We start from the raw sequence: 26295 nt of genomic DNA on the forward strand, positions 1-26295 counted from the left end.
TTGTACATCAGTTCTTACATTAACATTGCCTGCTTTTAAATTTTCTCCAATAGTAAGCCCTTTGTCTTTTAAAACATATTCAAAAGTCATTAATGGAACTCCACCTTTTCTACCACCTAATATTTCTTTACCTTTCAAATCATCGTAGGAGAAATTAGGCATTTTTTCTCTAGCAACTAAGAAACTCCCATCTCTTTTAGTTAATTGAGCAAAGTTTACAGCATAATCGTTTTTGTTTTGATTATATACATATATGGAAGCTTCAGGACCCATTAAGCCTACATTTGCTTCACCTGAAATTAAAGCTGCCATAGTTTTATCCGCACCTTGAGTATTTATAAGGTCAACCTTTATTCCTTCATCCTCAAAGAATCCTTTTGTAATAGCAGCATATTGTGGAGCATAAAAAACAGAATGAGTAACTTCTGCAATAGTTACTTTATCTAAATCTTTAGCTGAAGCAGAGTTATCATTTTTATCGTTAGAGTTAAAATCACATCCAGTTAAGCATATTGTACTCATAACAATAGAACTTGCAATTGCGATTATTTTTTTAAACATAATAAATACCTCCTATAAGACATCCGAATAATATATAATATTAAATATTTATTGTAGTTGTTACAAAAATATATATATATAGAATTTATTTCTACAAGAAGTTAAAAATAATTTTTATGTTTGACTTTCAAGTAATCAACTATATTAAATAGATTGTATTGATTATTTGTAAATTAAGATATAAAATTAAAACAGTAATATTTTTATATAAATTATATAGGCATAAAGTTTATTAATAATAGATATTAAATTAATCCATATAAACAATAATTTAATTCTATAAATTTAAAAATATTTTTATGTAAGGTAGTGAAAGTTTACATTTTATAATCTAACGAATATAGTTAAACAAGTACAGTTAAAATGGAGGAAATTAAATGAAACAAAATAAATATGACAATGATGAATTTTTTGGCAAATACAGTAATATGGACCGCTCTAAAAAAGGGCTTGAAGGTGCTGGAGAATGGCACACTCTAAAAAAAATGTTACCTGACTTCGAGGGAAAACGAGTATTAGATTTAGGATGCGGTTTTGGATGGCACTGTCAATATGCAGTTGAAAATGGTGCAGAGTCTGCTATTGGAATTGATATTTCAGAAAAGATGCTAAAAGAAGCAAGAAATAAAACAAAATCTGATAATATAAAATACATATGTATGCCCATTGAAGATATAGATTTCCCAAAAGATTGTTTTGATGTAGTAATTAGTTCTTTGGCTTTTCATTATATTCAATCATTTGAAGAGATATGTAAAAATATAAGCAATTGTCTTTCAAGCGGAGGAGATTTTGTATTTTCGGTTGAACATCCTATATTCACTGCATATGGAACTCAAGAATGGTACTGTGATAAAGATGGAAACAATTTACACTGGCCGGTAGATAACTATTTTACAGAGGGACTTCGAAAATCAAATTTTTTAGGTGAAGAAGTTATAAAATATCATAAAACATTAACTACTTATCTAAATACTTTAGTTAAAGCTGGATTTGAGATATTAGAAATCATTGAACCTCAACCAGAAGAGAAATTATTAAATACAATTTCTGAAATGAAAGATGAATTACGTAGACCTATGATGTTACTTGTTTCTGCAAGGAAAAAGTAATAAAAAATAGTGGAATTTTGGTTGCAAGTGATTATGGGCAAATTGGAGCAAACCTGGATGGTAATCTGCCATTGCTCTGCTATGCGGATTAAGTGGGCAAAAAAATGAGGAATATGTGGTTTGTTTCAGCTAACAGACTACATAGTAGTATAAACTAAAGGATGGTGAAAATAAATGAAACGGATATTTTTGGTTGAGGATGATAAGGCAATTGCTAAAAATCTTATGCTTTTGCTGCAATCGGAGGGATTTACAGTCACCCACGCTCCTACGCGAGGTGAAGCTATTGTCACACTTGCCAGTAATAAATTTGACTTGGCATTGATTGATATTTCCTTGCCTGATGGAAATGGCTTTACAGTTTGCACGGAAATTAAAGAAATTCAAGATATTCCCGTTATCTTTCTGACAGCTTCAGGCGATGAGGCGAGTGTTGTTACTGGACTGAATATAGGGGCAGATGACTATATAACCAAGCCTTTTCGTCCGCGTGAATTGATTGCGCGAATTGCAACTGCCCTACGAAAAAGTGGACGTTCAGAATCGGCTTTTGAAATCTGTGGGCTTCATGTAGATATGGCAAGTGGTGTCGTGAAAAAAAATGGCAATGAGGTTTTTCTTTCAGCTTTAGAATACCGCTTGTTGTTGGTTTTTATCAGTAACCCAAAAAGTATTATTACAAGAAGCAGGCTACTTGACGAATTATGGGACGCGGCGGGTGAGTTCGTCAATGATAATACATTGACTGTGTACATAAAGCGCTTGAGGGAGAAGATAGAGAGCGACCCAGCAAACCCACAAATAATTCTGACCGTTCGTGGTACAGGATATAGATTGGGGGGCGGTTATGCTTCGGAATAGTGAGTTTAAGAAGTTTGCCATTTTATTCTCTTTAATGGCTGTCACCACTGTAACACTTGGATTTGCAATAAATATGGCGGCGGGAATCCTTGCCATTGCTTCTGTTACTGCTTTTGGTGTAGCGTTTTTCTCTTTTACCAAAGCTCGATATGAAAGCATTGCACAGATTTCAAATCAAATCGATCTTGTGCTTCATAATGATGACCATCTGTATATTGGTGAATCGGATGAAGGCGAACTTTCCATTCTGCACAGCGAGATAACAAAAATGACGCTGTGTATTCGGGAACAAAATGATGCGCTAAAAAAAGAAAAAGAACATCTTGCCGATTCGTTAGCTGACATAGCCCACCAACTCCGCACACCTCTCACATCCGCGAACATTATTCTGTCATTGCTATCAAATAACCCTGATGAAAATCAACGAAAAGCATTAGTGCGGGAAACAGAGGAATTATTTGTACAGATGGATTGGCTGATTACTTCCCTATTGAAATTATCTCGCTTGGACGCAGGTATTGTAGTTTTCCAAAGCGAGCAGATAGATGTGAACAACTTGATATGCAACTCACTTCGACCATTTCTAATCCCAATTGAACTGCATAACATTGCTTTGCAAATAGACGTGCCTAAAGGAATGATTATTCAGGGCGATTCAGGTTGGCTTTCGGAAGCAATTCAAAATATTCTCAAAAATTGCATAGAAAGTGCAGGTGATAGTGGGAAGATTGAGATTGTTTGTGAGGACAACCCACTGTTTACTGAAATTGCTATCCATGACAGTGGAACAGGCTTTGAAAAAGAAGATTTACCCTACTTGTTTGACAGGTTTTATCGTGGGAAAAACTCAGAAGCCACAGGATATGGAATTGGATTGGCTCTCTGTAAGATAATTATAACACGTCAGGGGGGGACGATTACCGCAAAAAATCACCAACAAGGTGGCGCGATATTTGTCATTCGTTTCCCAAAGTGACTAATCTCTCACCTGAAAGTCACAGAGATGTAAGTTGAAAGTTATATTATATGGGTAAACCATAAGAAAGGAGACTTACATAATGGAGTTCTTAAAAATTGAAAATCTATGCAAGGTCTACGGCAAGGGCGAGAACCAAGTTACTGCACTTGACAATGTTTCACTTACAATAGAAAAGGGGGAGTTTACCGCAATCATAGGTTCATCTGGCTCTGGAAAATCTACATTGCTTCACATCATCGGTGGAGTGGACGTACCAACAAGCGGAAAGGTGTATTTGGACGGGCAGGATGTATACGCCCAAAGCAATGAAAAGCTAGCCATTTTCCGAAGACGACAAGTCGGTCTGATTTACCAGTTTCACAACCTAATTCCCACTCTGAATGTTGTGGAAAACATCACTTTACCTATACTGATGGACAAGCGAAAGGTCAACGAGGAACGCTTGAATGACTTGATGAATCTGCTTGGGCTAAAAGACCGTAAAACACATTTACCCAATCAGCTTTCTGGAGGTCAGCAACAGCGAGTTTCCATAGGACGTGCTTTGATGAACGCTCCAGCGGTCATGCTTGCTGACGAACCCACAGGCAGTTTGGATAGCCGAAATGGTCATGAAATTATCAATCTACTGAAATTAAGCAATAAAAAATATCGTCAAACCCTTATCATCGTCACACATGACGAAAATATAGCCTTGCAAGCAGACCGCATTATCTGCATATCAGATGGCAAAGTGACACGAGATGAGAGGAGGTAGATAGATCATGAACATTTTCAATAAAGTTGCTCTGCAAAACATGAAAAAGAGACGCACACGAACGATTGTAACGGTTATCGGAGTTGTTCTGTCTGCTGCCATGATTACAGCAGTTGCTACACTTGCTATTTCCCTGCAAAACTATATGGTAAATGGCTCGATTGAGAAGTATGGCGATTGGCACGTCGAGTTTCTGGACGTTAATCCCTCTTTCGTACAGGAACAGACAGGAAACGATGAAGTTGCAAATACCGCAACATTTGAAAATATTGGCTATTCAACGCTTGATGGTAACAGAAATCCGAGCAAGCCATATCTTTTTATAGCCGGATTCAGCAAAGAAGCCTTTGATACTTTGCCTATAACTTTGATTTCTGGAAGATTACCTGAAAACAGTGATGAGATTCTTGTTTCTGGGAAAGTTGCAACAGACGGTGGCGTCAAATTCGCGGTGGGTGACACTATTTCCTTGCCCGTGGTAAACCGTATGAATGGAAATAAGAAGCTTAGTCAGAGTGATCCATATACTGCTGGGGATGAAACTCTTGTGTCACAAGGCGAGAGAAGCTATACAGTTGTTGGGACCTACCGAAAGCCTGTATTTGAGGAATCTTCCGCACCAGGATACACATTGATAACCAAAGCGGATGCACAAGTCAAATCGGACAGCCTCAGCCTGTTTGTCACGTTGAAAAATCCACATCAGGTTCATTCCTATACAAGAAGCACTGGAGACCATGCTTACGTTTTAAATGATAATGTGTTGCGTTTTATGGGCATTTCCGACAACAACTTGTTCAATATGCTTTTGTACTCAGTTGGGGGTATTGTAGTCGCCATAATCATGCTCGGCTCGATTTTTCTAATCTATAATTCGTTTAACATGTCGTTGAACGAACGCACACAGCAGTTCGGAATCCTTTCATCTGTTGGAGCAACAGCAAAGCAGCTACGTAATTCGGTGCTGTTTGAGGGTCTTTGCATTGGTGCTGTTGGAATACCGATTGGTGTTGCGGTTGGTATAGTCAGTATTGGGCTTGTGATTTCTGTTATCGCAAAAAATTTTGCAAATGTTCTCTACACCAACGTCTCTTTGACCTTGACGTTGTCCATCCCCGCAATCGTCGTTGCGGCAGTGGTCAGCATGGTTACCATCTTAATCTCGGCTTATATTCCGGCCAGAAAGGCCGCTAGCAAACCAGTGATGGAGTGTATTCGCCAGACGAACGAGGTAAAAATCGAATCCAAAGCCGTGAAAATATCAAAGCTCGCACAGCGTATTTACGGTCTGGAGGGAACTCTTGCACTGAAAAATTTTAAAAGAAACAAGAAACGCTATCGTAGCATTGTATTGTCGCTTGTTTTAAGCATAGTGCTGTTCATATCAACTAGTGCTTTGGTAGCAGATCTGAAACGGGTTTCAAATCAGGCGTCAGAGGTTACTGACCAGGACATCATTTTTTCCACACATGATATGAATGACAGCAAAATGCTACAGCTTTACGATAAACTGAAGACTGCCAATGGTGTTTACGAAGGCTTGTATCAAGAACTTATGACCTATTCATGCGTTGTTAAAGTAAGTGAACTTACAGATGATTACTTGAACTATGAGGGTTCACATTCGCCACATGAAACGGTTGATATGCCAGTAGATATACAGTTTCTTGATGACAGTACTTATCTCAATATTATCAAAGATTTGGGGTTGCCAAAAGAAGAATATACTGGGCAAAATGCAAAAATGATTGCCGTTTCCATGATGGTGGAGGATGACCATACTATTGATATCTTCACAAATTCTTCTACGAATGTTGACCTTACTCCTGAAACCAATGACGATTCAAAGGTGTCCAAGAGACAAAATGTAAACATTGCGTTTGTCAAAACCGTGCCACCAGATTCTCCCCCAGGCATCAGAAACTCCAAGATGAGAAAAGCCTCCTTCAGAGTGCTGGCACCTTATTCTGTCAAAGATGCGTTTGAGACTCCAAATGCTTCTACAGGAATTAAAAGTCTGAGCTTTCAATCAAAGAATCCCACTCAGTCAGTTGCAGAAATGGAGAAAATCATCGAGAGTGAGGGGATTACAGCCGAGTACAACCTGTACAATATGTATGGAATGATGGACGAAAACCGCAATTACATCTTCATTGCCAACGTGTTCGCCTATACTTTTATCATTATGATCTCACTGATTGCAGTCGCCAATGTGTTCAACACAATTTCCACAAATATTAAGCTGCGCCGTCGTGAGCTTGCCATGCTTCGCTCTGTGGGAATGTCTGAACGCGATTTCCAGAAGATGATGAATTTTGAGTGTGCCTTTTATGGAATGAGGGCTCTACTCTTTGGACTTCCTATAGCGGTAATTTCTTCCTGGCTAATTCATAAAGGAATGGTCACGGATGATATAGATTTTGTACTTCCATGGGCCAGCATCGGAATCAGCGTATTTGTCGTTCTCTTTATAGTGTTCATTACAATGTTGTATGCCATTAGTAAGATAAAAAGAGAAAATATTATTGATGCACTTAGGGATGATATGACTTAATAGAAAATTAAAGAAATATCTGTGTGATTGAGTTCAAATGATTCACAATCGTTCTGAAAGGCGATTTAGACATTGAAAATACAGAATTCATAATATAGAAGTAATGTGAATTAGATTAGGGGTTCTTATGAACCCCCTTTCTATTTTTTGTATGAAAAAGGAGATAATTCAAATTTTTATTTTGAGACATCCCCTTTATCTATTTTTTATTATATGTAAAATAATAATCTTATACCTCTACATAGTATATTTCATTTCCATTTTCTTCTATAAGCTTTTTTAAATCTTTAAACTTTAAAAATACAGTAGCAGTATTGTCATTTGGATGTATACCTATTTTATCCATTTTTAATAAATCTTTATCAAATACAATTTTTACAATAGCATCGGTATCATTTAATATACCAAAAGGTGTTACAGCTCCCTTAGTAAGTTTTAGATATTTTTCAAGTCTTTCTTCAGAAGCAAAACTAAGAGGTTTACTATCAATTTTTTGGCGTATATCCTTTAAATCTGCTTTTTTATCCTTACCTAAGACAACTAAAAAGTGCTCTTTACCCTTAGAATCGCGAAGGAATAAATTTTTTACAACAAACTCCATTTGTAGTGTTTTTAATTGTTCCATTTCATCAATTGTATAGACTGCAGGATGATTTACAATTTCATAAGATATATTTAATTCATCCAATTTTTTATATACTTCTTGTTGAGCGTTCATAATTTCCTCCTATTGGTAATTTATTTGATATATAAAAATAATATTATCAAATTTTAGCCCCTATAGCTTTGCGTCACTAGATTTCCCTAGTTTTGCCTAATTTCATTTTAATTCTTACTATTATAATAATTCAGAATATATTTTTTTTCAAGTAAAAAATTATATATATATAATATAAGCTTTAAAAACTAAAAATTTTCCAAAAATAATTTGAAAATAGAGACTTAGTTACCATTTATAAATCATATAAAAAGAGGTTATATAAAGTCAGATATGAAAAAACTATATTATACTATCTTTTCTTTTTGGAATAAACTATACTTTAAATATAGATATTTAATTTTAATAATTTTAGCAGTAAATTATCTTAGAAAGGAATGTGCTTTATATGTCTACAGACAAAGTTGTTGGAATCATAGATGAAGAATTAGCTGAACTTGCTGGAATTAAATATACTGGTAAAATTTATGCTTCTTCTGGTGTTATAAAACATATAAAGAAAAAACATAGAGGTCAATTAAGTAAAGACATTTTTAACGATATACTAGAAACTATAAAAATAGTGCTCAAATCTCCTGAGTATATAGGAAGCCATCCTAAAAAACCTGGTAAAAGTGTAGAATTTGTAAAAAAACTTGATGATTATATATTAGTTGCTACAGAACTAGATACAAAAAAGGGATATCTATATGTCTCTTCATTATATGCCATAAAAGAAGCAAAATTAGAAAGTAGAATTAGTAGTGGAAGAGTATTGCAATATGATAGTTAACATAATATTATTAATTTTTCCTAAAGGATTGAAAAATATTGTCAAATAGGTTATAATATAAATATATATGTAAATATTTATTAATTAGATTTGAGGTTGGAAAAGGCACCCAATACGCTGCTTATAGAGTAGTTAATAGAGATGCAGGATACGCCGCCCTGCCAAGTCTAATTAAATTTAAAAGAGAGGATTAATTCCTCTCTTTTTGTTTTTTTAAATTAATTTATTTAAAAGGGTGAAAAAATATGTGGATATTTAGCACAAAATAAATACTAGAAAGAATTTTTTATTAGTTTTTAAAAATTTAGTTAGAAACTATATCATTATGGAAAAAAATGTATTATAATATGTAGAAATATTATAGTAAGGAGCGATTGGATATGAGTTTATCAAAAAAAATAGAAGATAAAAGAAAAGCTAAACAAAGAGCTGAAAAAGCCAAACAAGCTAAAATTGCAACAGCTGGTGTCGTATTAGGAGCTGTTACTGGTGCAGTTGGAGGAGTATTACTAGCACCTAAATCAGGAAAAGAAACAAGAGAGGATATAAAGGGTGCATCTCAACAAATTGCTGATAAAATAAACATGAAAACCGTGGATGCAAAATGTAAAATATCTGAAAAATTAGAAGACAGAAAAGGAAATTTCATTGAATCAAAGCAAAAAATAAGAAATTATATAGATAATAAAAAACGAGTTGAAGATTCTAGCGAGGAAGATAGAGTAATAGACATTATTGAGCCAGTAAGTGCCACTGAGGAATAATAATGAATAACACAATAACAATTAATATTAGTATAATATATGTATTATTAGCTATACTTGGGTGTATCGCTTTAATTTATTTAATTATTGTACTTGCTAAATTACATAAGATTTTAAACAATGTTGGAAATGTATTAAATGAAAATACTCAAAATATAAATACAACTTTAAATAATCTTCCTAGTGTTGTAGATAGTTTTGGAGAAGTAGGCGAGAATATGAAAGATGTAACAGAAGCTGTTACTGAAGTTACAGCAGACTTTCTTGTTACTAAAGATAGTGTTAAATCAAACATGGATGTCATAGTTGATATATTAACTATAATTAAAAATGTTTTTTCAGATAAAAAATATTAATACTATAAGCTTTAGTATTTCTGTAAATTTAAAACCTTACTAAACTAATTTTTTAGAAAATATTTTATAAAGTGTGAATAAATAAAGATGTATCTATTGATGAATAAACATAATAAGTAGATACATCTTTTTATTATATTTTTTGTAAAATAAACAATATTTAAATATTATTTATTTTATAATTTACCTATTTGTCTTAATGCTAATTTTACAGTTTCATATCTATCAGCACCATTTATTATTACATCACCTTTTACAAGATTATTAGCTTCTCCACCTACAACATAAACTTTTTTGCCTAAGCCTTGTTTATAGCTAGATGCTTCTACTACTAAAGCATCTTTCAATTGCCAGTATAAAATTTGAGCAGCAATTTTATCAGCGTCACCCTTATAAACTATTACATTTTCATACACTTTATCTCCCCCTTGAGAATTTGATATAGATTTATTTAATATTCCTTCTGCTATTAATTTAGCAACTTTATCTTTATTATTAACATAGTAATCTGTATCTACTTTACTATCTACAAAGCATACTTCTATTAATATTGCTGTTGCGTTAGTGTGATTAAGCCAATAAAGACCTCTAACATCAGCCTTTGCACCCCTATTTTTAAATACCGTAGCTAATTTAGAATTTACTTTTTCTGCATAGGTCTTTCCATTATTGCTTTTATATATTGTTTCTGTACCTTCTGGAACTGAAGTTATGACATTTGCATTAAAATGAATTTGAACAGCTAAATCAGTTTCTTGCTTATTTGCTATAGCACATTGGTCAGCTAAATGATTATCTGACTTATCAACCCTTCCTGTATAAACAGTAGCCCCGCCTAATTTAAGCCATTTAACTACTAAGTCACTTATTATTCTTGTCTCTTTACCTTCGTTTATATATCCAACAGCTCCTGTGCCTTTTCCAGTTAAAGTGTGCCCTGGTATTACTACTACCTTCAAATTATACATCTCCTTTATGATTAAATTTAACTTCTATTTAATATATGCGCTATTTAAAATTTTGTTTCTTTTTATACTTTAATTATCTAATATAAAGTATTTTGTAAAATTATAGAATAATAGGTAGTAAGTATTAAAATTGCAGTTTTGTATATAACACATTGCTTGATTGTAATAATCTCAAGGCATATTCATCCATCCTATATCCAGTTTTATAGTAGATATGTTTAATTCCAGATTGAATTATAGCCTTAGTACAATTTAAACAAGGAAAATGAGTTACATAAATAGAACAATCTTTAACTGGTATACCTTCTTTTGCACAATAATAAAGTGCATTTTGTTCAGCGTGAATGGTCCTGATACAATGTCCTTCTCTCATCTCGTGACCAACTTCACTACAGTGCTTATCTCCAGATATGCTACCATTATATCCAGTAGATACGATTCTATTTTCTGAATTGACGATTATTGCACCCACAGAAGCTCTATCACAAGTACCTCTTTCAGCTACTGTCTCACATAATCTCATAAAATACTCTTGCCATGAACATCTATTTTTAAGTTTATTTTCCAAACTAAATACCTCCAAATCTTATATTTAATATATAAGATTTATACCTTAAAAATAGTATTAAAAACAAATTTATTTTATAGCTAAAAGTATAAAAGATAAAATAAACTTCAAATTATTTTTTTAATAATTAAATTCTATTACATTAAACTTTTTTATAAAAATTTCATCATAAAATATGAAAACTGTTTTAATCAAATCAAGACAGTTTTTTATAATCAAAATTTATAATACAAGTTCATATTTTTCTTTAAACTCTTTTACAGCTTCAGGCCATGCCTTTTGTTCTGTAATACCTTTTTCTTTAGCTATTTTAATTGCAATTTCTCTTATCATTGCAGCTCCTTCTAATATTCCCATTTTCAATCTCCCTTCAAATATCTTTTTGTATAGAATATAAATAGTGCTGAAATTTCTTACATATTACATCTACAATATCTATACAACATATAACTTATGAATTCCTTTTATTTTCATACGCCTTTAACCGACATATAATTATATGCATTAAGCCTTAAAATTATGAATTTGATAGTAATTATTTTTTGTCTTTCATATACAATTGTGTAAGTTGCAAAATAGGGTAATCGGTATTTTAATTGTTCTATTACTTTATAATATACTCAATAAAAAATAAGATTGTATGACACATTTCCAGATATTATAGAAAGATGAATTGTGCTATTGGATTTATGTAATAAAATCAGTAAAAATCTAACTTGTTTTACTGATTTTATACACTAAAAACTGTAGGTAAATTTGTTTTATATTTCTCACAAATATTCCTACAGTTTCAAATATTAAAGTTATATAGTTATAATTTTTTGATTTTACAATTAGAGTACTTCTAAAAAACTATCCTATAGTATATAAATACTAGTATGATTAAATTTACTAAATAAGATTTTTTATTTATCTAGAATTGTATATTTTTTCGATAATGTTGACTACAGCATACATTGCCCATGCACAAATAGCTAATACAAATACGCCCATCATTACCAAATCTAGCTTAAATACTTGACTACCATAAACTATCAAGTATCCTATTCCATATCTTGATACCAAAAATTCTCCTACTATAACACCTACCCAAGCCATACCAATATTAATCTTAGTTAAGTTTATTAAATTTCCTGTATTTGCAGGTAATATAAGTTTAAATAGGATTTGTGATTTGCTAGCTCCAAAGCTCTTTAACATCTTAATTTTTTCTTCATCTATATTAATAAAGTAATTATAGGCTGAAAGTATGGTAACAACAACAGAAATAGTTACAGCTGTTACTACAATTCCTTCTATTCCAGCACCAACCCAAACTATAATTATAGGAGCTAAAGCAGTCTTAGGAAGAGCATTTAAAACTACCAAAAATGGGTCTAATATTTTTGATAATTTTTCTGACCACCAAAGAGCAATTGCTACTAGAATACCTAAAACAGTTCCTATAACAAGACCAAGAACTGTTTCATATACAGATACTCCAATATGTTTAAATAGTTGGCCACTAGATGCATATTGAATAAACAAATTGTAAATATCACTTGGTTTACTGAATAGAAAAGTATTTATAACATTTAAATCAGCTAAAATCTCCCAAATTATAATAAAACCAATTAAAATTAATAGTTGATAAAATAATACATTTCTTTTTTCTCTTTTTACACCTTTAATATAGTTTATATATCCTTCAGATCTTTTATTAAGCCTCATGTGTATCTAGCTCCTTCCATAATATGTCGAAATACTTTTGAAAATCGGGAACCTTACGTGTTTTGAGAGGCGTTTTTGTTCCATCCATATTAAGTTCAATGTCATAAATATTTTTTATAGTAGCTGGTCTTTTAGATAGTATTGCAACTTTATCTGATATGCTTATTGCTTCTGCCATCACTACAGAAGTGCGACCTATCAGACAACAGAAACTAAGTCATCCATGTCAGCACCCATATAAACAATACTAAGAGTACCACTAGAACTATCCCAAACTATAGAATCAACAAGAGTAGAAAGCAATAACTTCTTATTATCCAGATTAGCATTATCAACCATATCATTAAACTTTTCTAAATTACTAACAACAATATCTAAATTAACACTGGCATTTTTAATATCAACACTTTTATCTTCTAAGTTTCTAAACCTAACCTTTAATTCTTCAATTTCATTATTTAAACTTTCAATCTGAGAGATAATATAATCAGAAGCAACACTACCAGTATTTTTAGCAAGCTCCATAACCAAATTCCCAATGCTCTTTTCCTTATCCTCAATAGAATTCCTAAATAAATCAATCTCATTTTTAACGCTATTTGATACATCATCAACTTTAATCTTATTTTCATGAAAAGCATCTATAATAGATTCAACATTACAATTTTTAATTCTTTCAATAATAATATCTTCAACTAAAGGCCCATTAAGATTTTTACAATTACAGGCATCAACACCGAGATTCTTTTTAGTACCACATACATAATAATACTTTAATTCTTCATCAGTTCGTTTACCTTTATAAGTAATTCTCATATTAGAACCACACTTAGAACATTTTAAAAGTCCTGATAATAAAGCAACTTTACCAGTAGCAGTTCTTGGACTCTTATCACGATTAGCATCAAGTAAACCTTGAACTTCAAGCCAAGTAGTAGAATCTATAATTCCTTTATGTTTAGCAATAGCTGCTATAGGTGTAGATGTATTTTTAGCATAAGTAAGTATTCCACATTCATTATCAGGAGTACCGATAACTTCCATATTGTTATTTCTAAGATATTCTACAACAACATCATTAGCTTTCACATAAGCAGGACTTCTAAGTATACCAGATAATGAACTAGGGTCAAATTTACCACCACGAGGACCCTTTATTCCATTGTGATAAACATATTTGTATAATTGAGATAGAGACCTAAGTTCTAGATACTTAGCATAAACTATTTTAACAACTTCCATTTCACCATCACTAACTTCTAACTGATACATGCTTCTTTCTTTTAGGTTTTCATCTAAGTATTTAATCTTTTTACTGCTAAATCCATGAGGAGTTTTACCACCTAGCCATCTTCCAGTACGAGCAAGTTCATACATATTATCTTTTATACGTTCAGCTATTGTTTCTCTTTCAAGCTGTGCAAATACACTAGATATAAACATCATAGCTCTTCCCATTGGGGTAGAAGTGTCAAATTGCTCTTTGATAGATATAAAAGATATATCTAGTTTATTTAGTTTTTCTATTAAAGTAGAGAAGTCAGATACATTTCTTGATATTCTATCTAATCTATAGCACACAAGATAATCAAACTTTTTTGCTTTCGCATCTTGCATCATTTTCTTAAATTGAGGTCTATCTATATTACCACCGCTAAAGCCTTCATCTTCATATATTAAAAAATCTTTTATACCAACAGACTTAGCATAGTCCATACATAGTTGTATTTGATTTTCTATAGATTCACCTTTACCAGTAAACTTTGATTTTCTTGAATAAATTGCAGCTTTCAAAATTAAAACCTCCTATAAGTTAGGTAGTTATTTATATTGTATTCAATGCTAAAAAAATACCATAACTTTTAACAATATCATAAATCTATTCTTTATAATATATGACTACTTATTTCTTTTATTTCTTTGCTTTTCAAATTCTAAATCAGTTTTATCAGTCTATTAGGTTTTACTTCTATATCACGAAAAATCTAGTAAATAATCAGCAGATACATTAAATTTAGTACTTAGTTGTATCAGGACAAATCTATAACTTCATAAACTAATATAAAAAGTTATAATCTAAATGATTTTATAAGGAAGAATTTTTAAAATTAAGGCTTATAGCAAAAACTTTGTAGGAGGTTTGTGTATGGAAATCAAAGTTATAGAGATTTTTCCTAAAGATGAGGCTAAACTTAATGAAATAGAAATGGCTAAAGCTAGATGGTTTGTAAATATAGTAAGCAAAAAATATTCTAAAGAAGTTTTGGATAAAGCTTTTAATACTTTAGAAGAAGACTTAAAAGTAAGTAAAACTGATGTATAAATTTCGATTATTGATTTAGAAAATTAAAGATTAAATATAAAAAAGAGATATGCAAATGAGATATGCAAATGAGAAAATACCTAGATGTATTTTATATACTATTAACTTGACATTAGATTAATCAAATAGTATATTTTAATATAACACAATGAAGTGTTAAAAGAGCAAAGGAGCTCCATAGATTTTATCTATGGAGCTTTTTTGTGCATTGAATTTAAGGAGGAGATAAATTTGAATAACTTTGAAATTAAAACCAAAATAAAATTTGGAGAAGGAGCATTAAAAGCACTACAAGAATTAAAAGATAAACATGTATTAATAATAACAGACCCATTTATGGTTAAATCAAAAACAATAGATAAAATAACATTTAACTTAATAAATTCAACATATCAAGTTTTTGAAGAAATAGTACCAGACCCACCAATAGAAACAATAGTAGCAGGAGTAGAAAAATTTAAATCTATGAATCCAGATATAATAATAGCATTAGGAGGAGGTTCTGCGATAGATGCTGCAAAATCTATAATGGATTTTTCTAAAAAAATATTAAATGCTACTGATATAGAATTTATAGCAATACCAACAACAAGTGGAACAGGTTCAGAAGTAACATCATTTTCTGTAATAACAGATAATCAAAAAGGGTGTAAATATCCATTAGTAAGTGATGATTTACTTCCAAATATAGCAATACTAGACCCAGAACTTGTAAAAACTGTACCAAATTTTATAACAGCAGATACAGGTATGGATGTATTAACACATGCAATAGAGGCTTATGTATCCACAAATGCTAATGATTTTTCTGATGCACTTGCTGAAAAAGCTATAAAATTAGTATTTAAATATTTATTAAAAGCATACAAAGATGGAAATGATATAAAAGCTAGAGAAAAAATGCACAATGCATCTTGTTTAGCAGGTATGGCATTTAACCAAACATCACTTGGTATAAATCATTCTATAGCGCATGTATTAGGCGGAAAATTTCATATACCACATGGAAGAACAAACTCAATATTACTTCCACATGTTATAGAATATAATTCATCAATAATAGGATATACCAACATAGCTTACTCAGATACAGCTATAAAATATGCACAAATAGCAGAATTAGTAGGATTTGGTAATGGTAATATAAGAATAGCTGTTAAAAACTTAGTAAATGAAATAAAGAAACTGCAAAAAGAAATGAATATGCCAACTAAATTGACAGAGTGTAAATTAAGTTTAGAAGATATAATTAATGAAGAGAGAGAAATAGCAAGGCTTGCCATAAAAGATACTTGTACATTAACCAACCCTAAGGTACCAACTGAAGAGGATATAATAAACATATTAAATAATATTAAATAACTACATTTTATTACATGTAAACATAATATTATACAAATAGGGAAAATGTTTTTAAAAATATAAATTATATATTGACAAATATAAAGCAGAAAACTATAATAAAAGTATCACAAAGGTGTGATATTTTAGTAAAAAAGCAATGGAGCTTCTTAGGAATATTAATATTATTCTTATGGAGCTCCTTTTATTTTTAGCAAGTAATTTTTTAATAAACTATACTTAAAGAAAGCAGGGAATAAATTTGGCTGAAGAATCTAAGCAAAGAGTTATTCAAGAATATGTTCCTGGAAAACAGGTTACATTGGCACATATAATAGCCAATCCTAATGAAGATATATATAAGAAATTAGGATTAGTGCTTGATAAAAAAGATGCGATAGGAATACTCACAATAACACCAAGTGAAGCATCAATAATAGCAGCAGATGTTGCTACAAAATCTTCAAATGTATCTTTGGGGTTTATAGATAGATTTAGTGGTTCTGTAGTAATATCAGGTGATGTAAGTTCTGTAGAATCAGCATTAAATGATGTTTTAGAAGTTTTAGGAAATATGTTGAACTTCTCATCTACTAAAATAACAAGGACATAATAATACAATGAAAAATATAATTTTTATGGGAAAAACAGGAAGTGGTAAAACCACTTTGTGCCAAAAACTAGACCAATTGGAATTGAAATACAAGAAAACCCAATCAGTAGAACTTTACAATGATGCAATAGACACTCCAGGTGAATATATGGAAAATAGAAGCTTGTACAATGCATTGATAACAACATCTGTAGATGCAAAAATTATAGCAATAGTATATGATGCTACACAAGAAGAAAATTATATAGCACCAGGATTTGCAAGTATGTTTTGTAAAGATGTAATAGGAATTATAACCAAAATAAATATGTCTACTGAAGATGAAATTAATATAGCTTATGAACGATTATCACTAGCAGGAGCAAGTCAAATATTTAAAATAGATACAATTGATGGTATAGGACTTGAAAAATTGTTTGAATATCTAGAAAAATCTAAAAAAATAGACGAAATTTAGGGGAAAATATTTTTTTAACTCAAAACTATGATAGAATTAAATTAAACAGAGAGTTAAATAAAATATAAATTTAGCATTTTATAAAAACATAAAAAAATATATAAAACTATTTTAAGAAGATTTAATCTTTAAGTGAGGTAGGAACATGGGGAAAAAAATACTATTGGTTGATGATGAACCACTGTTAAGGATGGATATAAAAGATGTCCTAGAAAATAATGGTTATGAAATAATAGGAGAAGCATGCGATGGGTTTGAAGCTGTTGAAATGTGTAAAAAACATAAGCCTGATTTAGTTATAATGGATATAGAAATGCCAATTCTTGATGGTATAAAGGCAGGTAAAATAATATGTAAGGAAAATCTAGCAGGTGGAGTACTTTTATTAACTTCATTTGAAGATAAAGAATACATAGAAAAAGCTAAAAGTATAGGTGCTTATGGATATTTAGTAAAGACAGCAAGTGAAAAATCACTTATACCAACTATAGAAATGTGTTTAAATAAAGTAAATGAATTTGAAAGAATGAAAAAAGATTTAGAGAAAGTAAATTCTAAATTAAATGAAAGAAAGTTAATAGAAAGAGCAAAAGGTATACTTATAAGAGAGTTTAAAGTTTCTGAGGATGAAGCATACAATATAATAAGAAAATTAAGTATGGATAAAAGAACTTCAATGATGGAAATTGCTAAAATGATTATAATAGGGTACGATGATTAATACGATAAAAAAAATAGCAATTACACAAACATACTTAAATAAAAATGAAATTGAAAAAATTATAGAAGTATCAAAATCCTTAGATTTAATGGCTAACTTTTATGAGGCTGATGTTTTTATAGATGTATTAAGTAAATGTGATGATGAAGCAATTGTGGTGGCACATGGTAGACCTAAAGAAAAGTCATTATACTGTGAAAATGTTATAGGAAAAAAAGCTCTAATTGAAAATGAACCAGGAGTTATAAAGTGCTTAAATACTGGAGAAAGAGCGCGAGATATTAAGGCTTTAACACAAGAATATAAACTGGTTAAACAGAATATTCAACCAATAACATTGGATGACAAAATTCTAGCAGTATTAATAGTTGAAAAAGATATAAGTAGTGAAGTTAAAAATGAGTTTGACACTAATGAAGATGAAGAAAATAAAAATTCACATCAGTTTATAAAATTGATAGAAAATAATGACTTTTTAGTTGATAATTTAAATTCTGCTATACTTATATTTGATAAAAATGGAAAGCTGAAAATTAAAAATCGTATTGCAACTGACATGTATAAAAGTATTGGGTTTGAATGTGATATACAAGATATGCATTACAATGATTTATACATAGAGCATACAGTGTTTGAAGATATATTGATAGATGAGAATTATGATGAAACAAATGAAGTTTCAATAGGTAATATGTTTTTTAAAATAAAAACCATATACATCAAAGATGATGAATTTAAGGTTTGTAAAATAGTACAAGATATAAGTGATTTAAAACGAAAAGAAGAAGAACTAATTTTAAAAACAGTAGCTATAAGAGAAACTCATCATAGAGTAAAAAACAATCTTCACACAGTAATATCTATAATAAAAAAACAAAGTAGATTGTCTCAAAACGAGGAAGTTAAACAATGTCTAGATAATATAACAAATAGAGTGTTTGCAATTCTTTCAACTCATTACTTATTATCTAAGGAAATCGATAATAATATATCTATATTAGAAGGTATAAATTTATTAGTATCAAATATTCAAGGCGGATATCTGTTTAATAAAGATATCGATATATGTATAACAGGTGAAGACTTTAAAATTAGTGGAGAAAAAGCAACAGCCATACTTTTAGTTATAAATGAAGTACTACAAAACTGTTATGACCATGCTTTCAAGAATAGAGAACGTGGTAATATACAGATATTAGTAAATAAAGATAATGGTTTGAGAAATATCGCTATTATAGATGATGGAATTGGATTTGATAGTGATAATATAAATAAAAATAGTTTAGGAACATATATAATAGATAGTTATATAACTCAAATGCTAAAAGGAAGTATAAAAAGAAAGAGCAGTAAAAATGGAACCGAAGTGTTAATTACTATACCTACATAAATTAATATTAGATAATAACTCATCTACAAGGTAGTAGTTTTAATTGAGCAAAGAGGCTTAAAGTTATTAATAGATTAAGTTAATCAAATATATTTATAAAACTTATAAATATATTTGATTTAACAAATATTTATTATAGCTTTAAGCCTCTTTGCTTGTTTAAGACATACTTAAATTTTAGGAGGTGAGAAAATGAGAGAAGAATTATTAAGTGTTGGTATTGACATTGGGACAAGTACTACTCAATTGATTTTTTCTAAATTAATAGTAGAAAATACTGAATCAAATTTTTCGGTACCTAGGATAAGTATAGTAGACAAGGAAATTATTTATAAAAGTAAAGTTTATTTTACTCCTCTTATTTCAAACAAAGAAATAAATGGACAACAAATAAAAGAAATAGTTGAAAATGAATATAAAAAAGCAAATATATCTAAAGTAGATATACATACAGGAGCAGTAATAATAACTGGCGAAACAGCTAGAAAAGAAAATGCAAATGATGTACTTCATACTTTAAGTGGATTTGCTGGAGACTTTGTCGTTGCAACAGCAGGACCTGATTTAGAAAGTATAATATCAGGAAAAGGAGCAGGGGCTCATATTTATTCAAAAGAACATTCAACTACAATTGTAAATATAGACATAGGTGGGGGAACTAGTAACATAGCTTCATTTAAAAGGGGAGAAGTAACTGATACTGGGTGTTTGGATATAGGTGGAAGGCTTATAAAGGTAGATAAAGCAAGTAAGAAGATAACTTATATTTCGCCTAAAATAGATAAAATCATAAAAGATAATAACTTAAATCTTCAAGTAGGAACTGTAGCTACAATAGAAAATACAAAACCAATAGTTAATATAATGGTTAATTTATTAATGGAAAGTATAGGATTAAAATCTCAAACGCCTTTATTTGATTTTATAATAACTAATAAGTCAATAAGTATAGATGAAAAAATTAAAAATGTTTCATTCTCAGGTGGAGTAGCAGATTATATTTACTACAATGGAGAAGTAAAGAATTATTTTGAATATGGTGATTTGGGAATTTTACTTGGGCAAGCAATAAAAAATTGCGAATACCTTAAAAAAGTAAATGTAGTCAAATCAATAGAAACAATAAGAGCAACAGTGGTTGGTGCAGGTTCTCACACTACTGAAGTAAGTGGAAGTACAATAACCTACACTAGGGAGTCATTCCCAATTAAAAATTTACCAGTTTTAAAATTATCAGTTGATGAAGAGATTGGTACTTCAAAACAGATTAGTCAAGCCATAGAAAATAAACTTAACTGGTTCAAATTGGAAAATGATTTACAGAAAGTTGCTATAGCTATGATAGGCAAGAAAAATCCTACTTTTTTAGATATACAAGAGTATGCTAAAGGATTTGTAGATGGAATGAAACAAATTATAGAAAATAATTTGCCTTTTGTGGTAATCGTTGAAAATGATATGGCAAAGGTGCTAGGTCAAGCAATATATGCATTATTGAACTATAAAAAAGATATTGTTTGTATTGATAGTGTAAAGGTTGAAAATGGAGATTATATTGACATTGGAAAACCTATAGTTGAAGGTAAGGTTTTACCTGTGGTAATAAAAACATTAGTTTTTAATTAATAGAAGGGGGTAAGTAAATGATTTTAAAGACAAAATTATTTGGACGTACTTATCAGTTTAAAGGCTTATATGATGTAATGGCTAAAGCTAATGAAGAAAAATCAGGAGATAAATTAGCAGGTCTTGCAGCACAATCAGCTGAAGAAAGGATAGCAGCAAAAGTTGTTTTATCACATATAAAACTAGAGGATATAAGAAATAATCCTGCAGTAGCATATGAAGAAGATGAAGTAACAAGAATAATACAAGATGCTGTAAATGAAAAAGTTTATGCAGAAATAAAGGACTGGACAGTATCTGAACTTAGAGAATGGTTATTAGATTCAAATACTACAAGTGCTGATATAAGAAGAATATCAAGAGGGTTAACTTCTGAGATTATCGCAGCAGTTGCAAAACTAATGTCAAATATGGACTTAGTTTATGCTGCTAAGAAGATAAAGGTTACAGCCCACTGTAATACAACTATAGGAGAACATGGAACATTATCAGCAAGACTTCAACCTAATCATCCAACAGATGACCCAGATGGAATACTTGCATCGCTTCTTGAAGGTCTAACTTTTGGTATAGGAGATGCAGTGCTTGGATTAAACCCAGTTGATGACTCGGTTGAAAGTGTTACTAAAGTATTAAAAAGATTTGAAGAGGTAAAGCAAAAATATCAAATACCAACTCAAACATGTGTATTAGCCCATGTTACTACACAAATGGAAGCGATAAGAAATGGTGCTCCTGCAGATTTAATATTCCAATCTATAGCAGGTTCTGAAAAAGGAAATGAAGCATTTGGATTCAATGGCGATACTATAGAAGAAGCTAGACAATTAGCTTTAAAACACGGAACAGCTACAGGACCTAATGTCATGTATTTTGAAACTGGACAAGGTTCAGAATTATCTTCAGAAGCACATCATGGAATAGACCAGGTTACTATGGAAGCTAGATGCTATGGATTTGCTAAAAAGTATGAACCATTCTTAGTAAATACAGTTGTTGGATTTATAGGACCAGAATATTTATATGATGCTAGAGAAGTTGTAAGAGCAGGACTTGAAGACCATTTTATGGGTAAATTACATGGATTACCAATGGGTGTTGATGTTTGCTACACTAACCATATGAAAGCTGACCAAAATGATATGGAAAACTTAGCTATATTACTAACAACAGCAGGATGTACATACTTTATGGGAATACCTCATGGAGATGATGTTATGCTTAACTATCAAACAACAGGATACCATGAAACAGCATCACTTAGGGAAATGTTTGGACTAACAGCAATAAAAGAATTTGATGCTTGGATGGAAAAGATGGGATTCTCTAAAGATGGTAAATTAACAGATTTAGCGGGAGACGCATCTCTATTATTAGGATAGGAGGTATTTAGTATGAATGAGAAGGATTTAAAAGCATTAGTAGAACAGTTAGTTGGGCAAATGGTTGGAGAATTAGATACTAATGTTGTATCTGAAACTGTTAAAAAAGTGACTGAAGTTGTAATAGATAATGATGCTTGTATAGATGACATAACAGAAGTTGATATAAGAAAGCAATTGCTAGTAAAAAATCCAAAGGACGCAGAAGCTTATTTAGATATGAAGTCTAAAACGCCTGCAAGAATAGGTATAGGAAGAGCTGGTACTAGATATAAAACAGAAACAGTTTTAAGATTTAGAGCAGACCATGCTGCTGCACAAGATGCTGTTTTCTCTTATGTAGATGAAGAATTTATAAAAGAAAACAATATGTTTGCAGTAGAAACTTTATGTAGTGATAAAGATGAATACTTAACAAGACCAGATTTAGGAAGAAAATTCTCTCCAGAAACTATAAATAATATAAAATCTAAACTTGGAACAAATCAAAGGGTTTTGATGTTAGTAGGAGACGGGCTTAGTTCAGCAGCTATAGAAGCAAACTTAAAAGACTGCGTGCCAGCTATAAAACAAGGTCTAAAAATGTACGGAATAGATTCAAGTGAAATTTTATTTGTTAAACATTGTAGAGTTGGTGCTATGGACCACTTAGGTGAAGAATTAGGTTGTGAAGTTATATGTATGTTGGTTGGAGAAAGACCAGGATTAGTTACTGCTGAATCAATGTCAGCATATATAGCATATAAGCCATATATAGGAATGGCAGAAGCAAAGAGAACAGTTATATCAAACATTCACAAAGGTGGAACAACTGCAGTTGAAGCAGGTGCTCATATAGCTGAACTTATAAAAACTATGTTAGATAAAAAAGCTTCAGGAATAGACCTTAAATAAAGTCGAGGGAGTGTAGAATATGAAAAACGATGTAATTCGTCCTAATATATTAGGAATTAAGATAATTTCAAATATAAGTCCAGAAATGGCACAAAAACTAGAACTAAAATCACATCACAAAAGTTTAGGTTTAATAACTGCAGACTGTGATGATGTTACATACACAGCTCTTGATGAAGCAACTAAAGCTTCAGAAGTTGATGTTGTGTATGCAAAATCAATGTATGCAGGTGCTGCAAATGCTTCAACAAAGCTTGCTGGTGAAGTACTAGGGATAATAGCAGGACCAAGTCCAGCAGAAGTAAGAAGTGGTCTAAATGCAGTAGTTGATTTTCTAGAATATGGAGCAACTTTTATAAGTGCAAATGATGATGATTCAATAGCATATTATGCTCACTGTGTATCAAGAACAGGTACATACCTTTCAGAAGTAGCAGGAATAAGAGAAGGTGAGGCATTAGCTTATTTAGTAGCACCGCCACTTGAAGCAATGTATGCGCTGGATGCAGCAATGAAGGCAGCAGATGTTAAGATGTGCGAATTATTTGCACCTCCAACTGAAACAAACTTTGGTGGAGCATTACTTACAGGTTCTCAATCGGCCTGTAAAGCAGCATGTGATGCATTTGCAGAAGCAGTAAAATCAGTTGCAGATAATCCAACAGGATTCTAGGATAATTAAATGGATGCTGTAGGCTTAATAGAAGTAATAGGATATGTTGCTGCAATCGAAGCTTCTGATGCTTGTTTAAAATCTGCAAATGTTAATATCTTAGAAATTGATAAGGTTGGAGCAGGCATTGTTACTTTAACAATATGTGGAGATGTTGGTGCTGTTAAATCAGCTCTAGAAGCAGGTGAAATAGCAGTTTCTAGAATTGGTACATTAAGAGCATCACATATTATACCAAGAATACATAATGAAGTAACCGATGCTTTATTTAAAAATAAAGAACCTAAAGTCTGTGAAGTTTCAGAAGATACAGAGGAAAACTTTGAGATTACATTAGAAATAACTGATAATGTATCGAAAAATTTATCGGAAAAAGATAATGTAATTTTAGATGGCACTGAAAATAGTGAAAATAATAATGAAAAACTATATAGTGATATAAATAAAATTAACAAAGAAATTGAAGTAGTTGATGATAGTTTAACAGAAACTAATGAGGAAAAAATAGAAAATACTAATGATAATAAAGAAGTATTAGAACAAGTCAAAATAGAAAATTCTGATTTTGATAGAGATGATTTATCAAAGAACAGCGTGAAAAAACTTAAAGCTATGGCTAAGAAATTAGACTCTTCAATAACTTATAAAGATTTAAATGTTCTTAAAAAAGAAGAATTGATAAACTTAGTTAAAAAGCTTAGCAGAGGGGATAGATAGTTATGACACTTTTAGATAAAGATTTAGTATCTATACAAGAAGTCAGAACTCTTGTAAAAAGAGCTAAAGTGGCTCAAGAGAAACTTTCTAAAATGAGCCAAGAGCAAATAGATAAAATAGTAAAAGCTGTTGCAAATGCAACATTTAATAATGCTACTAAATTAGCTAAAATGGCAAATGAAGAAACTGGGTTTGGAAAATGGGAAGATAAAGTAATTAAAAATACTTTTGCATCCATGGGAGTTTATGAAACTCTAAAAGATACAAAAACTATTGGAATAATTGGTGAAGATAAAGAAGCAAATACGATAGATATAGCTACACCAGTTGGAGTTGTGGCAGGTCTTATTCCTTCAACAAACCCAACATCAACAGTAATATACAAATCTATAATATCTTTAAAGGCAGGAAATACTATAGTTTTCTCTCCACATCCAAATGCAAAAAAATGCATACTTGAAACAGTTAATATAATAAGTGACGCAGCTATAAAGGCTGGAGCTCCAGAGGATTCAATATTATGTATAACTAATCCAAGTATAGTTGGAACTAATGAATTAATGAAACATAAAGATACAAACTTAATATTAGCAACTGGAGGAGAAGCAATGGTTAGAGCTGCTTACTCTTCAGGAACACCGGCTATCGGAGTTGGACCTGGAAATGGCCCAGCGTTTATAGATAAATCAGCAAATGTTAAGTTAGCAGTCAAAAGAATAATAGATTCTAAAACTTTTGATAATGGTGTTATATGTGCATCAGAACAATCTATAATAATAGAAAAATCTATGGAAGAAACTGTTTTAAAAGAACTTAAAAATCAAGGTGCGTATATTTTAAATGAAAAAGAAAGTGAGAGATTAGCAAAATTCATATTGAGAGCTAATGGTACTATGAATCCACAAATAGTTGGTAAGAGTGTTGAGGTAATATCAAATTTAGCAGATTTAACAAATGTACCTAAAAATACAAAAGTTCTCGTTGCAAGAGAAAATAAAGTTGGTCATAATGTAGCCTATTCAAGAGAAAAACTTACACCAATACTAGCGTTCTATGTTGAAGAAAATGTAGAGGCTATTATGAATAGATGTAGAGAAATATTACTAAATGAAGGTGCAGGTCATACCTTCTCAATGCATGCAAATGATGAAGAGTTGGTAAAGAGATTTGCTCTTAACATGCCAGTATCAAGAATACTTGTGAATACTCCTTCAGCACTTGGAGGAATAGGTGCATCAACAAACCTTGTGCCAGCACTAACACTTGGTTGTGGTGCAATAGGTGGAAGTTCAACTTCAAACAATGTAGGTCCACTTGACTTAATAAATGTTAAAAGAGTAGCTTATGGAATCAAAGAAATAGAAGAACTTGGAAGAGATACATCTCAAGTTGAAAAATCAATGTTTGACTCAATGGATAAAGAAGAATTAATAAATCTTCTAGTTCAAAGATTAGTCAAAGAACTAGCATAACTAAAA

28 protein-coding genes and 1 riboswitch are annotated in these 26295 nt (G+C 31.0%); of the genes, 20 read left to right on the forward strand and 8 right to left on the reverse strand.

Going from position 1 to position 26295, the window contains the following annotated elements; genetic code table 11:
* Positions 1-561, reverse strand: a 561-nt coding sequence (locus KGF48_RS16865) for an ABC transporter substrate-binding protein (protein WP_227865042.1), incomplete at its 3' end; no start/stop codon positions are given.
* A gap of 377 nt (positions 562-938) precedes the next feature.
* Between KGF48_RS16865 and KGF48_RS16870 the strand changes: the two genes are divergently transcribed.
* The 5 genes from KGF48_RS16870 (at position 939) to KGF48_RS16890 (ending at position 6824) form a co-directional block, all read left to right on the forward strand.
* Positions 939-1673: a class I SAM-dependent methyltransferase gene (locus KGF48_RS16870; RefSeq protein ID WP_227841168.1), complete on the forward strand. Its 735-nt coding sequence runs from the start codon at positions 939-941 to the stop codon at positions 1671-1673.
* Positions 1674-1847: 174 nt separating this feature from the next.
* Positions 1848-2534 carry a response regulator transcription factor gene (locus KGF48_RS16875; protein ID WP_227868295.1) on the forward strand — a complete coding sequence of 229 codons (687 nt, stop codon included), beginning with the start codon at positions 1848-1850 and terminating at the stop codon, positions 2532-2534.
* Positions 2521-3510 carry a sensor histidine kinase gene (locus KGF48_RS16880; RefSeq protein WP_227841170.1) on the forward strand — a complete coding sequence of 330 codons (990 nt, stop codon included), beginning with the start codon at positions 2521-2523 and terminating at the stop codon, positions 3508-3510. The genes KGF48_RS16875 and KGF48_RS16880 overlap by 14 nt, the downstream gene beginning before the upstream one ends.
* An 82-nt stretch (positions 3511-3592) precedes the next feature.
* A complete protein-coding gene (locus KGF48_RS16885; RefSeq protein WP_227841658.1) occupies positions 3593-4270 on the forward strand; it encodes an ABC transporter ATP-binding protein in 678 nt (225 codons plus the stop codon).
* A 7-nt stretch (positions 4271-4277) separates the two neighbouring features.
* Positions 4278-6824: an ABC transporter permease gene (locus KGF48_RS16890; protein WP_227868296.1), complete on the forward strand. Its 2547-nt coding sequence runs from the start codon at positions 4278-4280 to the stop codon at positions 6822-6824.
* 229 nt (positions 6825-7053) lie between these two features.
* Here KGF48_RS16890 and KGF48_RS16895 read toward each other — a convergent pair whose 3' ends face one another.
* Positions 7054-7542, reverse strand: a complete 489-nt coding sequence (locus KGF48_RS16895; RefSeq protein ID WP_255642539.1) for a prolyl-tRNA synthetase associated domain-containing protein — start codon at positions 7540-7542, stop codon at positions 7054-7056.
* 49 nt (positions 7543-7591) lie between these two features.
* Positions 7592-7649: riboswitch (cyclic di-GMP riboswitch) on the reverse strand.
* A gap of 281 nt (positions 7650-7930) precedes the next feature.
* Here KGF48_RS16895 and KGF48_RS16900 point away from each other — a divergent pair.
* The 3 genes from KGF48_RS16900 to KGF48_RS16910 all read left to right on the forward strand — a co-directional run bounded on the left by KGF48_RS16900 (position 7931) and on the right by KGF48_RS16910 (position 9434).
* Complete coding sequence (locus tag KGF48_RS16900) at positions 7931-8314, forward strand: PBECR2 nuclease fold domain-containing protein (RefSeq protein WP_227841452.1); 384 nt, start codon at positions 7931-7933, stop codon at positions 8312-8314.
* Positions 8315-8694: 380 nt separating this feature from the next.
* A complete protein-coding gene (locus tag KGF48_RS16905) occupies positions 8695-9078 on the forward strand; it encodes a YtxH domain-containing protein (protein WP_227841451.1) in 384 nt (127 codons plus the stop codon).
* A gap of 2 nt (positions 9079-9080) precedes the next feature.
* Positions 9081-9434, forward strand: coding sequence for a hypothetical protein (locus KGF48_RS16910; protein ID WP_227828069.1), 354 nt, complete (start codon positions 9081-9083; stop codon positions 9432-9434).
* A gap of 176 nt (positions 9435-9610) precedes the next feature.
* Here KGF48_RS16910 and KGF48_RS16915 read toward each other — a convergent pair whose 3' ends face one another.
* The 6 genes from KGF48_RS16915 to KGF48_RS16935 form a co-directional block, all read right to left on the reverse strand.
* On the reverse strand, positions 9611-10393 hold the full coding sequence (locus tag KGF48_RS16915) for an N-acetylmuramoyl-L-alanine amidase (protein ID WP_227868297.1): 783 nt from the start codon (positions 10391-10393) through the stop codon (positions 9611-9613).
* A 133-nt stretch (positions 10394-10526) separates the two neighbouring features.
* Positions 10527-10970 carry a deoxycytidylate deaminase gene (locus tag KGF48_RS16920; RefSeq protein ID WP_227868298.1) on the reverse strand — a complete coding sequence of 148 codons (444 nt, stop codon included), beginning with the start codon at positions 10968-10970 and terminating at the stop codon, positions 10527-10529.
* Positions 10971-11192: 222 nt separating this feature from the next.
* Positions 11193-11327, reverse strand: a complete 135-nt coding sequence (locus KGF48_RS20415; protein ID WP_009889851.1) for a hypothetical protein — start codon at positions 11325-11327, stop codon at positions 11193-11195.
* Positions 11328-11879: 552 nt separating this feature from the next.
* Positions 11880-12680 carry an ABC transporter permease gene (locus tag KGF48_RS16925; protein WP_227828066.1) on the reverse strand — a complete coding sequence of 267 codons (801 nt, stop codon included), beginning with the start codon at positions 12678-12680 and terminating at the stop codon, positions 11880-11882.
* Entirely contained in the window at positions 12670-12861 is a 192-nt protein-coding gene (locus tag KGF48_RS16930) for a hypothetical protein (RefSeq protein ID WP_255287799.1), read from the reverse strand. The genes KGF48_RS16925 and KGF48_RS16930 overlap by 11 nt, the downstream gene beginning before the upstream one ends.
* A 17-nt stretch (positions 12862-12878) precedes the next feature.
* Complete coding sequence (locus tag KGF48_RS16935) at positions 12879-14474, reverse strand: recombinase family protein (protein ID WP_227868299.1); 1596 nt, start codon at positions 14472-14474, stop codon at positions 12879-12881.
* Between the two features lie 352 nt (positions 14475-14826).
* Between KGF48_RS16935 and KGF48_RS16940 the strand changes: the two genes are divergently transcribed.
* The 12 genes from KGF48_RS16940 to KGF48_RS16995 all read left to right on the forward strand — a co-directional run bounded on the left by KGF48_RS16940 (position 14827) and on the right by KGF48_RS16995 (position 26289).
* Positions 14827-15003 carry a hypothetical protein gene (locus KGF48_RS16940; RefSeq protein ID WP_227839450.1) on the forward strand — a complete coding sequence of 59 codons (177 nt, stop codon included), beginning with the start codon at positions 14827-14829 and terminating at the stop codon, positions 15001-15003.
* 231 nt (positions 15004-15234) lie between these two features.
* On the forward strand, positions 15235-16365 hold the full coding sequence (locus KGF48_RS16945) for a 1-propanol dehydrogenase PduQ (protein WP_227868300.1): 1131 nt from the start codon (positions 15235-15237) through the stop codon (positions 16363-16365).
* A gap of 241 nt (positions 16366-16606) precedes the next feature.
* Positions 16607-16957 (forward strand): BMC domain-containing protein, encoded by a 351-nt coding sequence (locus tag KGF48_RS16950; RefSeq protein ID WP_169466896.1) that lies wholly within the window; start codon positions 16607-16609, stop codon positions 16955-16957.
* 7 nt (positions 16958-16964) lie between these two features.
* Positions 16965-17414: a EutP/PduV family microcompartment system protein gene (locus tag KGF48_RS16955; RefSeq protein ID WP_227828062.1), complete on the forward strand. Its 450-nt coding sequence runs from the start codon at positions 16965-16967 to the stop codon at positions 17412-17414.
* Positions 17415-17559: 145 nt separating this feature from the next.
* Complete coding sequence (locus tag KGF48_RS16960) at positions 17560-18135, forward strand: response regulator (RefSeq protein WP_227828061.1); 576 nt, start codon at positions 17560-17562, stop codon at positions 18133-18135.
* Entirely contained in the window at positions 18128-19525 is a 1398-nt protein-coding gene (locus tag KGF48_RS16965; RefSeq protein WP_227868301.1) for a histidine kinase N-terminal domain-containing protein, read from the forward strand. The genes KGF48_RS16960 and KGF48_RS16965 overlap by 8 nt, the downstream gene beginning before the upstream one ends.
* Before the next feature lie 192 nt (positions 19526-19717).
* Positions 19718-21151, forward strand: coding sequence for an ethanolamine ammonia-lyase reactivating factor EutA (gene eutA, locus KGF48_RS16970; protein ID WP_227839448.1), 1434 nt, complete (start codon positions 19718-19720; stop codon positions 21149-21151).
* 17 nt (positions 21152-21168) lie between these two features.
* Positions 21169-22533 carry an ethanolamine ammonia-lyase subunit EutB gene (locus KGF48_RS16975; RefSeq protein ID WP_227828058.1) on the forward strand — a complete coding sequence of 455 codons (1365 nt, stop codon included), beginning with the start codon at positions 21169-21171 and terminating at the stop codon, positions 22531-22533.
* Between the two features lie 12 nt (positions 22534-22545).
* Entirely contained in the window at positions 22546-23427 is an 882-nt protein-coding gene (eutC, locus tag KGF48_RS16980; protein WP_227839447.1) for an ethanolamine ammonia-lyase subunit EutC, read from the forward strand.
* Between the two features lie 19 nt (positions 23428-23446).
* Positions 23447-24100 carry an ethanolamine utilization microcompartment protein EutL gene (gene eutL / locus KGF48_RS16985; protein WP_003423987.1) on the forward strand — a complete coding sequence of 218 codons (654 nt, stop codon included), beginning with the start codon at positions 23447-23449 and terminating at the stop codon, positions 24098-24100.
* A gap of 9 nt (positions 24101-24109) precedes the next feature.
* Entirely contained in the window at positions 24110-24817 is a 708-nt protein-coding gene (locus KGF48_RS16990; RefSeq protein WP_227868302.1) for a BMC domain-containing protein, read from the forward strand.
* A 2-nt stretch (positions 24818-24819) separates the two neighbouring features.
* A complete protein-coding gene (locus KGF48_RS16995; RefSeq protein WP_227839445.1) occupies positions 24820-26289 on the forward strand; it encodes an acetaldehyde dehydrogenase (acetylating) in 1470 nt (489 codons plus the stop codon).
* The last annotated feature ends 6 nt before the right edge of the window (positions 26290-26295 follow it).

It is taken from the genome of Clostridioides sp. ZZV15-6388, assembly GCF_020657755.1.
Classification (GTDB): Bacteria; Bacillota; Clostridia; order Peptostreptococcales; family Peptostreptococcaceae; genus Clostridioides.

What these genes read in the sequence shown, in the direction of transcription:
- KGF48_RS16870 (WP_227841168.1), top strand. Translation starts at nt 939, where the DNA reads ATGAAACAAAATAAATATGACAATGATGAATTTTTTGGCAAATACAGT.
- KGF48_RS16875 (WP_227868295.1), top strand. Translation starts at nt 1,848, where the DNA reads ATGAAACGGATATTTTTGGTTGAGGATGATAAGGCAATTGCTAAAAAT.
- KGF48_RS16880 (WP_227841170.1), top strand. Translation starts at nt 2,521, where the DNA reads ATGCTTCGGAATAGTGAGTTTAAGAAGTTTGCCATTTTATTCTCTTTA.
- KGF48_RS16885 (WP_227841658.1), top strand. Translation starts at nt 3,593, where the DNA reads ATGGAGTTCTTAAAAATTGAAAATCTATGCAAGGTCTACGGCAAGGGC.
- KGF48_RS16890 (WP_227868296.1), top strand. Translation starts at nt 4,278, where the DNA reads ATGAACATTTTCAATAAAGTTGCTCTGCAAAACATGAAAAAGAGACGC.
- KGF48_RS16895 (WP_255642539.1), bottom strand. Translation starts at nt 7,542, where the DNA reads ATGAACGCTCAACAAGAAGTATATAAAAAATTGGATGAATTAAATATA.
- KGF48_RS16900 (WP_227841452.1), top strand. Translation starts at nt 7,931, where the DNA reads ATGTCTACAGACAAAGTTGTTGGAATCATAGATGAAGAATTAGCTGAA.
- KGF48_RS16905 (WP_227841451.1), top strand. Translation starts at nt 8,695, where the DNA reads ATGAGTTTATCAAAAAAAATAGAAGATAAAAGAAAAGCTAAACAAAGA.
- KGF48_RS16910 (WP_227828069.1), top strand. Translation starts at nt 9,081, where the DNA reads ATGAATAACACAATAACAATTAATATTAGTATAATATATGTATTATTA.
- KGF48_RS20415 (WP_009889851.1), bottom strand. Translation starts at nt 11,327, where the DNA reads ATGGGAATATTAGAAGGAGCTGCAATGATAAGAGAAATTGCAATTAAA.
- KGF48_RS16925 (WP_227828066.1), bottom strand. Translation starts at nt 12,680, where the DNA reads ATGAGGCTTAATAAAAGATCTGAAGGATATATAAACTATATTAAAGGT.
- KGF48_RS16940 (WP_227839450.1), top strand. Translation starts at nt 14,827, where the DNA reads ATGGAAATCAAAGTTATAGAGATTTTTCCTAAAGATGAGGCTAAACTT.
- KGF48_RS16955 (WP_227828062.1), top strand. Translation starts at nt 16,965, where the DNA reads ATGAAAAATATAATTTTTATGGGAAAAACAGGAAGTGGTAAAACCACT.
- KGF48_RS16960 (WP_227828061.1), top strand. Translation starts at nt 17,560, where the DNA reads ATGGGGAAAAAAATACTATTGGTTGATGATGAACCACTGTTAAGGATG.
- KGF48_RS16965 (WP_227868301.1), top strand. Translation starts at nt 18,128, where the DNA reads ATGATTAATACGATAAAAAAAATAGCAATTACACAAACATACTTAAAT.
- eutA (WP_227839448.1), top strand. Translation starts at nt 19,718, where the DNA reads ATGAGAGAAGAATTATTAAGTGTTGGTATTGACATTGGGACAAGTACT.
- KGF48_RS16975 (WP_227828058.1), top strand. Translation starts at nt 21,169, where the DNA reads ATGATTTTAAAGACAAAATTATTTGGACGTACTTATCAGTTTAAAGGC.
- eutC (WP_227839447.1), top strand. Translation starts at nt 22,546, where the DNA reads ATGAATGAGAAGGATTTAAAAGCATTAGTAGAACAGTTAGTTGGGCAA.
- eutL (WP_003423987.1), top strand. Translation starts at nt 23,447, where the DNA reads ATGAAAAACGATGTAATTCGTCCTAATATATTAGGAATTAAGATAATT.
- KGF48_RS16990 (WP_227868302.1), top strand. Translation starts at nt 24,110, where the DNA reads ATGGATGCTGTAGGCTTAATAGAAGTAATAGGATATGTTGCTGCAATC.
- KGF48_RS16995 (WP_227839445.1), top strand. Translation starts at nt 24,820, where the DNA reads ATGACACTTTTAGATAAAGATTTAGTATCTATACAAGAAGTCAGAACT.